Source organism: Rhodococcus sp. NPDC056743 (genome assembly GCF_042790355.1).
Taxonomy (GTDB): Bacteria; Actinomycetota; Actinomycetes; order Mycobacteriales; family Mycobacteriaceae; genus Rhodococcus_F.
Window position 1 is genome coordinate 56,706 of record NZ_JBHTZI010000013.1, and the last position, 15,271, is coordinate 71,976.

The 15,271-nt window shown below is 62.8% G+C and carries 11 protein-coding genes; 6 read left to right on the forward strand and 5 right to left on the reverse strand.

Going from position 1 to position 15,271, the window contains the following annotated elements; genetic code table 11:
- Positions 1-3 precede the first annotated feature (3 nt).
- Genes ACFRFQ_RS27325 through ACFRFQ_RS27345 form a run of 5 tightly spaced genes read left to right on the forward strand, consistent with a single transcriptional unit; the run spans position 4 to position 6,049 of the window.
- Positions 4-1,209 carry an acyl-CoA dehydrogenase family protein gene (locus tag ACFRFQ_RS27325; RefSeq protein WP_378664751.1) on the forward strand — a complete coding sequence of 402 codons (1,206 nt, stop codon included), beginning with the start codon at positions 4-6 and terminating at the stop codon, positions 1,207-1,209.
- Position 1,210: 1 nt separating this feature from the next.
- Entirely contained in the window at positions 1,211-2,332 is a 1,122-nt protein-coding gene (locus ACFRFQ_RS27330; protein WP_378664753.1) for an acyl-CoA dehydrogenase family protein, read from the forward strand.
- Entirely contained in the window at positions 2,329-3,399 is a 1,071-nt protein-coding gene (locus ACFRFQ_RS27335; protein ID WP_378664755.1) for a zinc-binding dehydrogenase, read from the forward strand. Before ACFRFQ_RS27330 ends, ACFRFQ_RS27335 begins: the two co-directional genes overlap by 4 nt.
- A 57-nt stretch (positions 3,400-3,456) precedes the next feature.
- Positions 3,457-4,380, forward strand: a complete 924-nt coding sequence (locus ACFRFQ_RS27340; RefSeq protein WP_378664757.1) for an SDR family NAD(P)-dependent oxidoreductase — start codon at positions 3,457-3,459, stop codon at positions 4,378-4,380.
- Between the two features lie 10 nt (positions 4,381-4,390).
- Positions 4,391-6,049: an AMP-binding protein gene (locus ACFRFQ_RS27345; protein WP_378664759.1), complete on the forward strand. Its 1,659-nt coding sequence runs from the start codon at positions 4,391-4,393 to the stop codon at positions 6,047-6,049.
- A gap of 51 nt (positions 6,050-6,100) precedes the next feature.
- On the opposite strand, the gene ACFRFQ_RS27350 is transcribed toward ACFRFQ_RS27345, so the two are convergent.
- A complete protein-coding gene (locus tag ACFRFQ_RS27350; RefSeq protein WP_378664761.1) occupies positions 6,101-7,036 on the reverse strand; it encodes a 3-oxoacyl-ACP reductase in 936 nt (311 codons plus the stop codon).
- Complete coding sequence (locus tag ACFRFQ_RS27355) at positions 7,029-9,176, reverse strand: acyl-CoA dehydrogenase (RefSeq protein WP_378664763.1); 2,148 nt, start codon at positions 9,174-9,176, stop codon at positions 7,029-7,031. The genes ACFRFQ_RS27350 and ACFRFQ_RS27355 overlap by 8 nt, the downstream gene beginning before the upstream one ends.
- Positions 9,177-9,346: 170 nt before the next feature.
- On the opposite strand from ACFRFQ_RS27355, the gene ACFRFQ_RS27360 reads away from it, so the two are divergent.
- A complete protein-coding gene (locus ACFRFQ_RS27360; protein ID WP_378664764.1) occupies positions 9,347-10,516 on the forward strand; it encodes a low temperature requirement protein A in 1,170 nt (389 codons plus the stop codon).
- Positions 10,517-10,714: 198 nt separating this feature from the next.
- Here ACFRFQ_RS27360 and ACFRFQ_RS27365 read toward each other — a convergent pair whose 3' ends face one another.
- The 3 genes from ACFRFQ_RS27365 to ACFRFQ_RS27375 form a co-directional block, all read right to left on the reverse strand.
- A complete protein-coding gene (locus ACFRFQ_RS27365; RefSeq protein ID WP_378664766.1) occupies positions 10,715-12,058 on the reverse strand; it encodes an MFS transporter in 1,344 nt (447 codons plus the stop codon).
- Between the two features lie 40 nt (positions 12,059-12,098).
- Entirely contained in the window at positions 12,099-14,402 is a 2,304-nt protein-coding gene (locus ACFRFQ_RS27370; protein ID WP_378664847.1) for a cytochrome P450/oxidoreductase, read from the reverse strand.
- 157 nt (positions 14,403-14,559) lie between these two features.
- Positions 14,560-15,243, reverse strand: coding sequence for an IclR family transcriptional regulator (locus ACFRFQ_RS27375; RefSeq protein ID WP_378664768.1), 684 nt, complete (start codon positions 15,241-15,243; stop codon positions 14,560-14,562).
- Between the last annotated feature and the right edge of the window lie 28 nt (positions 15,244-15,271).

Here is a 15,271-nt window from a genome sequence, read left to right on the forward strand (position 1 = left end):
ACCATGTACCTGGATTTGTCAGAGGAGTCGAAGACTCTGCGCAAGGAATTGCGCACGTACTTCGCGGAAATCATCAACGACGAGGATCGCCGCGCGCTGGTCGATCAGACCGAGGGTGGTCCCGTCTTCGATCGCATCCTGCGCCAGATGGGCAAGGACGGCTGGTTGGGCTTGGGGTGGCCGGAGGAATTCGGCGGCCGGGGTGAGAACCCCGAAGCTCTGTACGTGTTCTACGACGAGGTGATTCGCGCCAATGCGCCGCTGTCACTGGTCACGCTGAACACCGTTGGTCCCGCGCTGATCAAGCACGGAACGCAGGCGCAGAAGGACTTCTTCCTGCGTCCGATTCTGGCCGGCGAGTTGATCTTTGCCATCGGCTACACGGAGCCCAACGCCGGTACCGACCTCGCTGCTCTCGAAACGCGAGCTCGCATCGAGGGCGACGAGCTTGTCATCAACGGCAACAAGATCTTCACGAGCGCCGGCGTATTTGCCGACTGGGTCTGGCTGGCCGTGCGCACCGATCCGGATGCGCCGACGCATCAGGGCATTTCGGTGGTACTGGTACCGACAAGCGCACCCGGATTCTCCGTGACCGAAATTCATACCGTCGGCGGAATCAGCACCTCGGCAACCTATTACGAAGATGTGCGGGTACCGCTCACCAACGTTGTCGGTGAACTCAATCAGGGTTGGAAACTCATCACCAATCAGCTCAACCACGAGCGGGTTGCCTTGGCCGCTCGCGGCGGTATCGCCAACGAGCTCTTTGCCGAGGTGGTCGAGTGGGCAAAGGCAGAACCCGCCGGTGACGGCCACGTCTACGACATCCCGTGGGTTCGCGAAAAGCTTGCAGAGGTCTACGCACTGCTCAGTGCAGCCGACCTGATGAACCTGCGACTGGTTGCCGACGTTGCCGCGAACACTCTGGGCGGCGGCGATTCCGCTGCCGCCAAGATCTTCGGCACCGAAGCCGTCGTGAACACGTACGGAATGCTGCAGGAAGTTCTCGGCGCCAAGGGATTGCTGCGTCCCGGAACGCCAGGTGCGGTGCTCGAAGGCCGCGTCGAGAACCTGGGCCGACGCGCTCAGAACAACACTTTCGGTGGTGGCACCAACGAAGTCATGCGTGAAATTGTCGCAGCCAAGTGCCTGGGTATGGCGCTAGCTGCCCGCCGCCGGCCCGCTGCACAGAACGAAAAGAGCTGACATGGAATTCGAATTCGACGACAACCTGTCCGCAGTGCGGGATCTGAGTGAATCGATCTTCGCTGCAAAATCCGGGGTCGACCGCCTGCGTGAGGTCGAGAGCACCGGCGGTTTCGACGCAGACCTGTGGAAGCTGCTGGCCGACTCCGATGTCCTCGGAATCGCCCTCCCCGAAGAGGTGGGTGGAGCAGGTCTCGGAATGCTCGGGCTCGCTGCCGTTCTCGAGCAGCAGGGCCGACGCGTCGCGCAGGTGCCGTTGTGGTCGGTCGTCGCGACAGCGGCGCTGCCGATTGCCGAGTTCGGCAGCTCCGAGCAGAAAGCGTCGTGGCTTCCCGGCCTGCTTGACGGTTCCGCAATTGTCGCGGGCGCGTTCGACATCGGTCACGGAACCAACCTGCCCGTGCGGGCCGAGGCAACGGGTGACGGATGGACTCTGAGCGGAACCGTCGATTCGGTATCTGCTGCTGATGTTGCCGACGCACTGGTTGTTCCGGTGGCCATGCCGGACGGCGGAACGAACGTGATGATCGTCCCGACCGATCGACTCGTGCGCACCACCCTGAATGTGACGAACCGTGAAAGTAACAGCGCGGTGCGGTTCGACGGCGCTACCGTCAGTGCCGGGGACGTTCTGCCCGGCGACGGCACTGCCATTTACGAGTGGACTCTGCGCCGAGCACGGGTTGCGCTGGCAGCCTTGGCTGTTGGTGTGTGCGAAGAAGCGCTGGCCATGACAGCGAAGTATGTATCGGAGCGCATCCAGTTCGGTCGACCTATCTCCACCAACCAGGCAGTCTCCGTCCGGGCCGCCGACGCGTATCTCGACACGGAGAGCATCCGGCTGACCACGCACCGTGCGGCCTGGCTGATGGACACCGGAGAAGAGAGCGAAGCTGAAGCCGCTGCGCTGGTAGCCAAGTGGTGGACATCGCGCGGCGGACTCCGGGTCGTTCAGGCAACTCAGCATCTGCACGGCGGAATCGGCGCAGATGTCGACTACCCGATCCATCGCTACTTCCTGTGGGGGCGTCAGATCGCCTTCTCTCTGGGGAGCGCAGGCACGATCGGGATGGAACTGGGCAATGTCCTGGAGAAGGGTGCTTCGATCGGCGCACCTGTATGAGCATGCGGGAGAACCTGGTGGTGCGCGTACTGCGCGCACCACAGGGACTTCCACAGGCAGAAGACTTTTCGGTCGAGAAGGCTTCGGTTCGGCAGCCGCGAGACGGTGAAGTGTTGTTCCGGGCTTGCTACCTGGCTATCGACCCCAGCGCCCGTCGGCGGCTACCCGCCGCCGACGGGCGGCCTGGTCCACTCGGTGCGGTGGCCGGGATCGGTGACATCGTGCTGGCAGGCGTGAGTCCGCCCCAGGCCGGTCTCGACGGTGCGTTGGTGGGTGAGGTTGTCACATCGCGGCACCCGGGTTTTGCGCCGGGCGACGTGGTCCGTGGCGGAAATACGTGGCAGATTTTTCACACGGTTCGAGGCGAGTTCCTTGACTTGCTGGAGCCGCGTCCCGGATTTCGATTGGAAGCGGAACTGGGCGTACTCGGTAGGCCGGGATTTGTGGCGTACTGCGGACTGCAATTCGCGTCGACGCTCGAAGCCGGTATGACGGTGGTGATCTCGGCCGCCGGTGGCGCAGTCGGGATGGTGGCCGGACAACTGGCTGCGCTGGCCGGCGCCCGCGTCGTCGGAATAGCAAGTGGTGACAAGGTCGCCTATGTCGTGAACGAACTCGGATTTGCGGAGTGCATCGATCGCACGAACGAGACGATCGCGGCGGGACTGGCGAGGACCTGTCCGGATGGCGTCGACCTGTACTTCGACAACGTCGGCGGTGAGACGCTGGCCGCAGTGTTCGAGCAGCTCAACAACTTCGGGCAGGTTGTCGTGTGCGGCATGGCAAGTGAGTACAACGGTGCCGAAGCCGACTTCGGCCCACCACTGCGCCCGGTTCTTCGTAAACGGCTGAAAATTCAAGGCTTTGTGGTGTATGACCATTACGAGCATTATCCGCGCTACCGCGAGTGGGCAATCGAACAACTCGACGCACAGCGGTTGCATTATCGCGAGGACGTCGTGGACGGGTTGGCGAATGCCCCACAGGCATTGGCAAATGTTCTGACAGGCCGCAGCCGTGGCCGTCAACTTGTACAACTTGGTCCGGCGCCACACATTCTGCGGTAGCGGCACGTCAAGGAACTCAGCCCGACACGGTGGTCGGGGAAATGGAAGGTGTATCGCATGACAAATGACAGCACCACGTCCACAGGCCTCGCGGTTGTCACGGGAGCCAGCCGAGGAATCGGCCGGGCGATCGCGAGACGCATTGCAGCAGAGGGAATACCCGTTGCAGCGGTCTCGCGCACATTGCGGGCTGGTGACGGAAGCCTCCAGGGATCGCTCGAGGAAACCGTCGAATTGATCACGGCGGCAGGCGGAACGGCACAGAGCTTTGCAGTCGATCTGGGAGATTCCGAACTTGATCGCGCCGCTCTGATCGCTCGGATCGAGGACAGTTTCGGACGGCCGGTGAGCATCCTCGTCAACAACGTGGCGGCGTCTCGGCGGTACGAGACACTTTTTGCGGACATGCCGCGAGAGTGGTTCTACGACTCCGTCGAAACGAACGTGTGGAACACCTGGGACCTGATGAAGGCGGTCATCCCGAGCATGCGCGCGAACGGCGCGGGTTGGATCGTCAACATCTCGTCCCGGCAGGCCGGGCCACGCGTCGGGCCGCCTTTTGCGCCGCATCCGCTGGCCGGTTCGGTGTTGTACGGCGGAACGAAGGCGATGCTCGACCGCATCAGCACGGGATCCGCGATGGAGCTGTACGGCGACAATATCGCCGTGAATTCCCTTGCCCCCAACCGTGGCGTCGCAACCGAGCACGCTGCCGCGGCGGTTCCGGGATGGCCGTCCGAACCCGAGGACACGATGGCCGAAGCGGCACTGCTGCTCTGTACGGCCGATCCGTCCGAGGTGACCGGCCGAGTGGCGTTCAGCCTGCCGCTGCTCAAGGAATTCGGACGCTCGGTTCGCGCACTCGACGGGAGCGGACTGCTCGACGGTTGGCAGCCGGATGATCTCGACGCGGACGGTTTCCCGGGGCACTACCTCACCTTCAACCCACCGGCCGCCGTGCCGGCTGAACTGCTGAAGTAAGGAGCTTGACGTGGACACGTACGCAGAAATCATTCGAAGGCGCGCCGAGGACGACAAGATTGGTCTTCGGTACGAGGACAATTCGTGGTCGTGGCGCGAGGTAGTACAGGAAAGTGCCGATCGCGCAGCGGCATTGACGTCTCTGGTACCGCGGCCGAACGACCGCCAGATTCATGTTGGCGTCCTGCTGGAGAATGTTCCGGACTTCGTATTCTGGCTCGGTGCCGGACCATTGGCGGGTGCGGCCGTAGTCGGTATCAACGCCAGTCGAAGTGGCGCGGAGCTGGCACACGACATCAGGCACGGCGACGTGGACATCGTCATCACCGAGAATGCCTTGGCGCATCTTGTCGACGGTACGGGCCACGGTCTGCCGCCCGAGCGCATCCTGAACATCGACAGCCCAGACTATGCCGAGTTCCTGGCACCGTTCCGCGGAGCAGCACTGCCGGAGACTGTGCCGGCACCGGAAGAAAAAGCGTTGCTGCTCTTCAGTTCCGGTTCGACCGGAGCACCGAAGGCCGTGATCGTCGGGCAGGGTCGGTTGGCGCGGTTGACCGCAGCCATGGTCGATCGGGTGTCGATGCGGCGAGATTCGGTGACGTACCTGTGCATGCCGCTCTTCCACGGCAACGCGGTGATGCTCAACCTGGCTCCGGCGATGTGCGTCGGCGCGACGGTTGCCCTGACGAGGAAGTTCTCAGCCAGTAAGTTCGGTCCGGACATTCATCGCTACGGTGTCACGTACGTCAACTATGTCGGCCGGGCGCTGTCGTACACGTTGAGCAGCCCCGAGGATTCGCGGGATGCGCACAGCACACTGGAGTTGGCCTTCGGGACCGAGGCCTCGGAAACCGACGTCCGGAAATTCTCCGAGCGGTACGGGTGCACGGTGATGGAGGGCTACGGGCTCAGTGAAGGGGTGTTCCGGATCGGTCGCACACCGCAGACACCGCGGGATTCTCTGGGCATTCCGCAGAACGGTCTCGACATCCGGGTTCTCGACGAGGAGACCGGCATCGAATGCCCGCCTGCGGAATTCGACAGAGACGGTCGCCTGATCAATACCGAGGCCATCGGTGAGATGGTGGCGATCGGCCTGGCCCACACGTTCGAGGGGTACTACAAGAACCCCGGGGCGATGGCTGATCGTGTGAAGGGCGCCGATTTCTGGTCCGGCGACCTGGCCTACCGCGATGCGGACGGCTACTTCTACTTTGCCGGACGGTCTTCCGACTGGTTGCGCGTAGACAGCGAGAACTTCTCGGCCGCACCGGTCGAGCGTGTCTTGCAGCGGGTTCCGGGAGTGTCTGCCGCCCCGATCTTTGCGGTACCGGATCCGCGGACCGGCGATCAGGTCATGGTTGTGGTCGAGATGGAAGACGGAGTGAACTTCGACCCGAAGAGCTTCGGCGATTTCCTCGGCGAACAGCCCGACATGGGCGCAAAGTGGTGGCCACGATTCGTTCGCGTCATCGATCGGATGCCCCTGACCGGAAGCAACAAGGTCAACAAGACCCCGTTGCGCCGCGCCGCTTGGGCCACAGACGATTCCGTGTATACCAGGGTGGGAAGAACCCGTGAGTACGTCCTACTCGACGAAGCCGGGCGCGACGCCATCGAGGCGGAATTTCGCACACACGGCCGGTTGGCGATGTTACCGAGCTAGCATGCTGTGCGCCTTTATCAACCGCGGGCGGTTAATAAAGGCGCACAGTGGTTAGGTGCCGGTTGTATCCAGTTCGATGATGCTGCTCGCTGAGTAGCTCTGCCCCGCAGGTAGTTCGGCGACATACGGCACCAACTGATCCGCGAATTCCTCCACCGTGAAGACCCCGTCTGCGGCGACGAACTTCTGTTGCACCGTGGGCGGGGCCATCAACGCCACCATGTCTCCGTAGACGACAAACACCTGGCCGTTGATCGTCTGCGCCGCCGGAGTGGCCAGAAACGCCACGAAGGTGGCAACGCGTTCGGGTGCCATGATGTCGAGCCCCGTATCCGGTTCACCGTCGGCAAAGACGCCGGCAGTCATCTCGGTGCGGGCACGCGGGCAAATCGCATTGGCGGTGACACCGTACTTCGCCAGTCCACGTGAGGTGGAGAGGGTCAGCGCAACGATGCCGGCCTTGGCTGCAGCGTAATTCGCTTGCCCGGCGCCGCCGAGTAGAAAAGCTTCGGATGCTGTGTTGATGACGCGCCCGTACACCGGGCCGCCGGCGGCCTTGCCCGCTGCCCGCCAATGCACTGCAGCCGAGCGGGACAGCGCCGCATGGCCTTTGAGGTGAATCGCAATGACGTCGTCCCACTGCTTCTCGCTCATGTTGAACAGCATTGCGTCGCGGGTGATGCCCGCGTTGTTGACCACGATATCGAGGCTGCCGAATGTATCGACCGCGGCTTCGACAAGACGATCTCCCAGCGACCAGTCGCTGACGTCGCCGGTCACTGCAATAGCGCGGGATCCGAGAGCCTCGATTTCGCGCACGACATCGTCTGCGGCAGAACCGATGTCGTTCACCACGACACTGGCGCCCCGCGAGGCCAATGCGAGTGCCTCGGTGCGGCCCAAGCCGGCCCCGGCGCCGGTGACAATCGCGGTGCGGCCGGTGAGGTCAGTGAGTTCGGTGGGTGAGGTGTTGAATGTGTCAGGCAAGAGCTGGCTCCCTGGGTAGTCCGAGAATGAGTTCGCCGATCTGGTTACGGAGGATTTCCGAGGTACCGCCGGCGATGGTCTGGAAGCGCACTTCCAGAAGACTGTGATGGACAGGTGTTTTCAAATCGCTGCCGGCGGGTAGGAACCCGGAGAGCAGCAGTCCCGCATCGGCAAGTCGCTGTCCGTGCTCGCTGCCGACCAGTTTCAGCACCGCACCCTCGGGGCCAGGTCCGGCGCCGAGGACCGCGAGTTCCGCGATCCGGGTGGTCAGTGCCCGCAGGGCCAGATCTTCGGCTACCAGGTCGGCCACTGTGTGGTCCATGCCGGAGTTGTTTTCGCGCACCACGATGAACAGATCGTGGATGCTGTACGTGACGCCCAGGCCGAGCCTGTCCCGGCCGATGGTGACACGTTCGTTCCCGAGGGCGGATCGCGCAACTCCCCAGCCGCCGTTGACTTCACCGAGCACATCGGCGTCGGGAACGAACACGTCGTCGAGGAAAACCTCGGAGAAATGCGAATCGCCGGTGATCTGCTTGATCGGGCGTACCTGCACTCCGGGGGCAGACATTTCGATCAGCATCATGGTGATGCCCTTGTGCTTTCGCGCCTCCGGGTCGGTGCGAACAGTTGCCATTCCGTGTGTGGAGGTTACTCCGCCGCTGGTCCAGGTCTTCTGGCCGTTGACAATCCAGCCGCCGTCGACGCGGCGTGCCTTGGTGGTGATGCCCGCTGCATCGGAACCGGCGCCGGGTTCGCTGAAGAGCTGGCACCATTTCACGGTGCCCATGAGGCTGGCGTCGACAAAGCGTTCGTGTTGCTCCGCGGTGCCGTGCCCGACAACGGTGAGGAGCACCCATTCGCCGATTCCATACTGCGGCAACTCGAGTGCCGACAGTTCCTCCTCCAGAACCAATTGCTCGACGGCGCCGGACCCACGGCCCCAGGGCTTCGGCCAATGGGGAACCGCGTAGCCAGAGTCGACGAGTAGGCGGCGCAGTTGATCAGCGGGAGCGGCGAGAGCTTCCTTCACGAATGCACGTGCCTGCGTGCGATACTCGTCGGCCTCGGCGGGCAGTTCGATGCTCGATTCGCGTCGGATCCCGGCGGCGGTGGCGTCGGCAATGTCGGCGCGTGCGACAACGGGGGAGAAGACAGCGTTCACTGCGCCGGCGCGACGCAGGTACAGATGAGCGTCGTGCTCCCACGTGTACCCGATTCCGCCGTGTACCTGGATGCACTTCTGGGCTACTCGCATGGCCGCGGGGAGCGCGGTCACCACGGCCACAGCCGCTGCGAGGGCGCTCTGATCCTCGTTGTCGGATGCTGCCTGGGCGGCATCCCACGCAGCAGCGGTGGACATTTCGCGGTCCACGAGCATATTGGCGAGGATGTGCTTGACCGACTGGAACGAACCGATTGCGCGGCCGAAAGCAAAGCGGGCCTTGGCATACTCGACAGCCAGGTTGGTGGCCGCGGTGATCACGCCCGCGGCTTCGGCAGCGGCCAGGGTACGCCCGATCGACACTGCGAGCGCTCTCGCACCGGGGAGAACGGCGACGGCGTCGACGCTGCCGTTGGTCGTTACCGCCGAGAGTGGCCGCGTCGGATCGAGCGTCGGCGCGTCGGTGATCTGCACCTGTTCGCGTCGTAGGACTACAACGTCTTCGCCGATCGAGACCAGAAGGAGGTCGGCCGTTGCCGCGCAGAGAATCTCGACGGGCTCCGCGATGTCGACGCTGGAACCTGCGAGTGCGCCCGTCGTGGCGATTCCGACTGCTCCGACGACCGTTCCGTCACTCAGTCCAGGAAGGAGCGCCGCCTGTTGTTCGGCGGTGCCCGCTGCCGCGACCACAGCGGATGCCCACACCGTCGGAAGCAGTGGTCCGGGAGCGACAGCTGCCCCCAATTCCTCCACCACTACCGACAATTCAGGTAAGCCGAACCCAGCGCCACCGTATTCTTCGGGCAGGTGGACGCCTAACCAGCCGAGTTCGGCGAAAGTCGACCACCCTGACGGCAATTCGTGCGTCGGATTGTCGAGACACTCGCGAGCCTCGGCGAGTGGGTTCGCTCGCAGGATGTAACTGCGAACCGACTGCGCGAGAGCGCGCTGGTCTTCGGAAAGTGCAATAGACATGGAGAACTACCTCGTTACGCGACTGAGCCCGCAGGCTGATTGTCACTGCCGCAGGACTACCGCAGGCAGGAGTTGTTCCCTCTACACGTATCACGACAGACCCGGCTGTAGCGGACAATCTCGCTGAGTGGGTCCAGCGCGTCCGCGATCGGAGCGCTACTCTGCCAACCGTGAGTCGTATCAATTCGTTCATCCGGCCGTTGGTTCCCCGTGATCCGCACGAGGCGCATCGAGTAGCCACACCACTCGAACTACTGACGGACCTGTGCTTTGTCGTGGCAGTGGCCCAGGCCGCCACGGGCCTTCACCATGCGATAAGTGAGGGGCACGCGGCCTCTGGCGTCGGGCACTTCGCGATGGCGTTCTTCGCGATCTGGTGGACATGGCTGAACTTCACGTGGTTCACCTCGGCGTACGACAACGACGACGGAATTGCCCGACTGCTGACGATCTTCCAGATCCTCGGTTCGCTGGTCCTTGCCGCCGGTGTCGTCCGCTTCTTCAACGACGACGCCCTACTCATCATCGTCGGCTACGTCATCATGCGAATAGCCTTGGTGATTCAATGGCTCAGGGTCTCGCGAAACGACCCCGAACACGCGCTGACGGCTCGTCGATACGCTCTCGGAATCGTGTTGGTCCAGATCGGTTGGATCGGTTTCTACTTCGTGCCGTCCGCCATCTACGTTCCGACGTTCCTCGTGTTGGTTCTGTGCGAGTTCGCTGTGCCGGTCTGGTCCGAGAAGCCGGGGATGACTCCGTGGCATCCGCACCACATCGCCGAGCGGTACTCGCTGTTCTTCATCATCGTTCTCGGCGAGACGATCCTCTCGACCACTCTCGCAATTCAGGATGCAGTCGACGGTGAGCATCCGGCAGCGCAGGTCACCTACGTCGTCATCGGCGGAATCCTGATCGTTTTCAGCCTGTGGTGGCTGTACTTCCAACGCAACGCGGGCGATGTCATCGGCAACGGCGACGCCTCACCCTTCGTCTGGGGATTCGGGCACTACTTCATCTTCGCGGCCGCTGCCGCCATCGGGGCGGGGTTGGCGTCCCGCGTCGACTTCTGGACGCACCACGGCGACGGCAGTGCGTTGGTGACGGGCGCCGCCGTAACCGTTCCGGTCGCGATCATCCTCGCGGCGCTGTGGTTCATCCACATCCGGCTCCACGATTCCTCGCTTCGCACGCTGGCACCGTTCTCGGTCGCGATCGTCGCAGTGCTCGCGGGCACCTACACCCCGGTGCCCGAGCTGGTGGCCGGTCTGGTCTGCGCCGCGCTGCTGGCAGTGGAATTGGTCCTCACCGAAGGCGAGAAAGGTTCCGCCGCGCACTGACCGCGAGATACTTTCTCGGTAGCTTCCGAACGGTGTGGCCAACATCGTCGGACATCTAGATCCCAGGCGCAGATCTAGATGTCCGACGATGCACCGGCAACCAGGTCACCATTGAACCCCGCGACTGAGCCGGGAGTGGGTCGGGTTCGTTGATCTCGTTGAGGTTCGTAAGATCCCCGGAGTTGCAGCTGGGTGCGACTATTCGACCTTGTCGAGGTCGACTCCCTTGGTCTCACGGCTGGCCAAGAGGGCTATTACGGTGATCGACATCGTGACCACCAGGTAACCCACGACCATGCCGACGCCGTGGTTCTCGATGAGCCAGATGGCGATGAACGGGGCGGGCGCACCGGCGAGAATCGACGAACCTTGGAACACCAGCGAGGAGCCGGCATAGCGGTAGCGGGTCGGGAACAACTCGGTGATCCAAGCTGCTTCCGGGCCGGCGAGCATGCCGTGGAACAGGGCGCCGACGCACACGCCGAGCCACAGCATCGGAAGACTCTCGAGCTGCACGAGCCAGAAGAAGACCGGCGCCCAGATCATGAGGATGACAGCGGGCACGAGCATTGCGATGCGGCGGCCGACCCGGTCGGACCACGCTCCGCCACCAATCATGCCAACGAACTGGAACACCGAGGCGAACGTAACAGCCATGATGACATCGCCGCGCGCAAAATCGAAATAGGTGGTGGCGTAAGCGATCACAAAGATCGTATAGATGTAGAAAGCAATGTTTTCACCGATGCGCGTACCGAGACCGATGAGCACCACACTCGGTCGGGACAAGGCTTCGAAAATGCTCGAGCGTTCGTCCTTCGGAGCCTGTGCCGCTTGCTCTTGTGCGGCCTTGAATACCGGCGATTCCTCGACGCCGCGGCGGACCCAGAAACCGATGGCGAGCAGCGGGATCGCGAACAGGAAGGCAATGCGCCAACCCCACTGGTCGAACGCTTCGTCCGGGACTGCGAAAACGAGGATCGAGACCACTACAGTGGCCAGTACCGTACCCATCGGGGCACCGGCCTGCGGCCACGAGGCCCAGAAACCGCGACGCTTGGGTTCGCCGTACTCACTGACCAGCAGTACTGCGGCACCGAACTCGCCGCCGAGCGCGAACCCTTGGATCATGCGCAGGACTACCAACCCGACAGTTGCCCAGATGCCCACCTGTTCGTAGGTGGGGAGCAAGCCGATCGCGGCAGTCGCGGTACCCAGCAGAATGAAGGTGGTCACCAGCATCGGCTTGCGACCGTATTTGTCGCCGAGGTGTCCGAATACGATGCCGCCGAGCGGTCGGGCGACGAAGCCGAGACCCTGGGTGGCGAGTGCGAGCAGCAGTTTCGCGACGCCGCTGTCGCCCGGGAAGAAAAGCGGCCCAAGTACGGTGGCGGCGAGAATGCCGTAGATCGCGAAGTCGTACCACTCGAGAACGGCGCCGGCCATGCTGCCGGTCAGCACGCGCTTGAAACTACTGCGGGGGACGGCGTCGCTGATGGGAGGTTCTTCCAGGTCGGAGACCTGGGTTGTCTGTGATCCCATGAGGATCCTTTCGGGTCGGGAAGAACTGGGGAAAGGTGGGTCAGAGCGCGAGGGTGATCTTCTGGCCGCAGGCGCGCGAGCAGCAGGTCATCATCGATTTATTCTGAGCGCGTTCGGTTTTCGTGAGCACCATGTCTCGGTGGTCCACCTCGCCATCGAGGACGGGGGCCTCGCACGATCCGCACAGGCCTTCCTCGCAATCGCTGGGGATGTCGATATTGGAGGCACGCAACGCGTCGAGGACGGTCTGATCGGCGGCGACCTGGATTATCAGACCGGAGTCCCGGAGTTCGACCTCGAATGTGTGCTCGTTGGACGGGTCGAGTGTCGCGAGCGTCGAGGTGAAGTGCTCGACGTGCAGCGAGTCTTCCGGCCAGTGCGCCGTAGCCTCCTCGAGCGCGGAGAGCAGTCGTTCAGGACCACAGGAGTAGATCTGAGTGTGTGCCGTCGCAGTGGAGAACATCGTCGCGATGTCGAGGCGGTTGCCCGAGGCGCTGGAATGCACGACAAGGTGGCCGCTGTGATCGGCATTCAGTCTGTCGAGCATCGCCATCGTGGCGACATCGCGTCCACAGTAATGGATTTCGTACTCCTTGCCGGCGGCCTTGGCGTGATCGGCCATTGTCACGATCGGCGTGATACCGATGCCGCCCGCTACGAAGACGTAGCGCTCGGCAGTCGGATCGAGCTTGAAATGGTTGCGGGGCCCACGCATCTTGAGGGTGTTTCCGGCTGCGAGAGTGTGGTGTACATAGCGTGAGCCACCCCGGCTTTCGGGCTCTTCGCGCACGGCGACCTCGTAGCGGGACAGATCGTGAGGGTCGCCGCACAGCGAGTACTGCCGCGTCAGATCGCCGAGATCGATGTCGATGTGCGCGCCCGGCGTCCACTTCGGAAGTGCTTTGCCGGAAGGATCGGAAAGGGTCACCATGACCACGCCTTCGGCGGCGGGAGTGATCGCGTCCACCCGCACCGTGCGCGAGATATTGGTCTTGGACGGCTCGCCGACCTTCACGGGCTGTCGTCGCAGGAGAATCGAAGAATCTCGGAGTTCAGGGTTCGCATCCGGATTCCACTGCACCCAAACATGATCCGGTCCTCTGAATGAGGTGTTCGGTAGGTAGGTGAACTCCTGATCTGGGACGAGTTCCAGGTGCGGGAGTCGTGTGGTGATCTCCTCGAGGAAGATCTGCATCTCCATACGAGCCAGGTTCTTGCCCATACATTGATGGCTGCCGTAGCCGAAAGTCAGGTGATCGCTGGAGTTCTCGCGGCGAATGTCGAACTCGTCTCCGCTCTCGAAATGGCGGTCGTCGCGGTTCGCGGACGATGTGACGATCAGGAGCTTGGAACCCTTCGGGATGTCGATGTCGCCGATTCGGGTGTCGGCAGTGGCCAGTCGGCGCCACGCGGCAACTGAGCCTGAGTGCCGCAGGCACTCCTCGACGGCGTTCGGGATCAGACTGGGATCCTCGCAGATCTCCTGCCACACGCTCCGGTTTTCGAGCAGCAAGCGGAATGCGTTGGCCGATGCGTTGGCGGTGGTCTCATGAGCGGCAACGATTCCCGCCATCATCATCGAGTGCAGATAGGAGTCGGTGACGACCTCCGGCTGTTCCTTCTGAACGCGGAGACCGTAGGGCATCCAGCCGTGGCCGGAGGGATCCTTGCGCATTTTTTCGAGCACCGTGCCTGCGTACTGCCAGAACTTGCCTACGGCTTCGGCGACCGCGACTTGTTCCTCAGGTGCAGGTCGGCCCCAGGTGTTGACGGTGTGTGCGATCGAGTACTTGCGGAGGTCGTCCATGTCTTCCTCCGGCACACCGAGGAAGTGCAGCGCGACGGTGAGCGGGACCTCCCACAGCATCTCGTCGACGAGGTCTACCTTGCCTGAGTCCACGAAGCGGTCGACGTACTCGCGGACGAGGCGACGAACCATCGGCTCGTGATGCACGAGTTCCGCCGGTGTGAACGGATCCATCAATGCGCGGCGCCGCGGCATGTGCGCCGGCTCGTCTTCGTTCACCAGGGTGCGCGACATCGCGTAGTCGTATTTGGCGAGGGTGGCGGTTGCTTCCTCCGAGACGGGGGTGATCTTCTCCAGTGCGATGGACGGCGAGTACAGGATGTTGTCGCGGAAGACAGCCTTGACGTCCGAATAGCGAGTGACGACCCAGTACCCGATCTCGGGACTGAAGAACACGGGCTCCTCGTCACGGGACCAGCGCAGCGACGCAGCGGGGTCTACCTGGTAGTCGCCGCCGAAGGGATCGAAGTCGGCTGCGTTTCCGGATACCGGACATCCCGAGTTAAGAGCCGCATGATCGATCGGGCATCCGTTCATGACTTCTGACATCTCTATAAACCGTCCTGAACTGTGAAGTTACTAATAGCGCACATAGTGTGCTCTGAGCGCACTTTGCACAGGGTAAGTGAGGTCACATTCAAAGGTCAAGATGGGTGAAAAACGCAGTCGGGCGCAGATTTCCCCGACGGAACGATCAGGCAGAGATGAGGCGTTCGAGTTCTCGCGCCGTGGTCATCACGGCTTGGGCAGCGAGTTCGGTATCGAGACCATCGATCGCCACCACGCCGACGCTGCGTTCGAGGTTCGTGGCCGATCCGAGATTCGCCGGTAGTGCAATCCCGGACGCAATGCCGATGGCGCCATGCTCGAGTTGCCCCAGAGTCAGGCTGTATCCGTCCTTGCGCGCCTGTTTGACCTCGTCGGAATCAATCGCAGTCTCGGGTCGCAGGGCCAATATCGCGATACCGGCAGCACCCTTGTCGAGGGGATGCCGGGTGCCGGTTCTGTATCCCACTCGGATGAGTGTGTCTTCGGGTTCGGCCACCATCAGTACAACGCAATCCTGGCCCTGTGCAACGGATATGAAGGCGGTTGCACGCGTGGTGTTTGCCAGTGAGTGGAGTAGGGACTGCCCGTCCCGGTTGAGCTGTGGCTCGAAGCAGGAACCGAGAACCGCGGCTCCGACACCAAGGCGAATTCGTCCATCCTCGATGCGAGCAATCAGCGAATGTGCTTCGAGTGTCGAAACGATGCGATAGCAGATGGCTCGGTGGACATCGAGTTCACGCGCAAGGTCGGCAACCGAAATCCCGGTCGGGAACTGGGCAATGATGTCGAGCGCGCGCAGCCCACGATCCAGGGTTTGCAGGGTACTCATTGGCGTCCTGTTCGTGGGCGGGCGGTCC

Bases quoted from the DNA above. Each gene is read 5' to 3' on its own strand.
- ACFRFQ_RS27325 (WP_378664751.1), top strand. From the start codon at position 4: ATGTACCTGGATTTGTCAGAGGAGTCGAAGACTCTGCGCAAGGAATTG.
- ACFRFQ_RS27330 (WP_378664753.1), top strand. From the start codon at position 1,211: ATGGAATTCGAATTCGACGACAACCTGTCCGCAGTGCGGGATCTGAGT.
- ACFRFQ_RS27335 (WP_378664755.1), top strand. From the start codon at position 2,329: ATGAGCATGCGGGAGAACCTGGTGGTGCGCGTACTGCGCGCACCACAG.
- ACFRFQ_RS27340 (WP_378664757.1), top strand. From the start codon at position 3,457: ATGACAAATGACAGCACCACGTCCACAGGCCTCGCGGTTGTCACGGGA.
- ACFRFQ_RS27355 (WP_378664763.1), bottom strand. From the start codon at position 9,176: ATGTCTATTGCACTTTCCGAAGACCAGCGCGCTCTCGCGCAGTCGGTT.
- ACFRFQ_RS27365 (WP_378664766.1), bottom strand. From the start codon at position 12,058: ATGGGATCACAGACAACCCAGGTCTCCGACCTGGAAGAACCTCCCATC.
- ACFRFQ_RS27370 (WP_378664847.1), bottom strand. From the start codon at position 14,402: ATGAACGGATGCCCGATCGATCATGCGGCTCTTAACTCGGGATGTCCG.
- ACFRFQ_RS27375 (WP_378664768.1), bottom strand. From the start codon at position 15,243: ATGAGTACCCTGCAAACCCTGGATCGTGGGCTGCGCGCGCTCGACATC.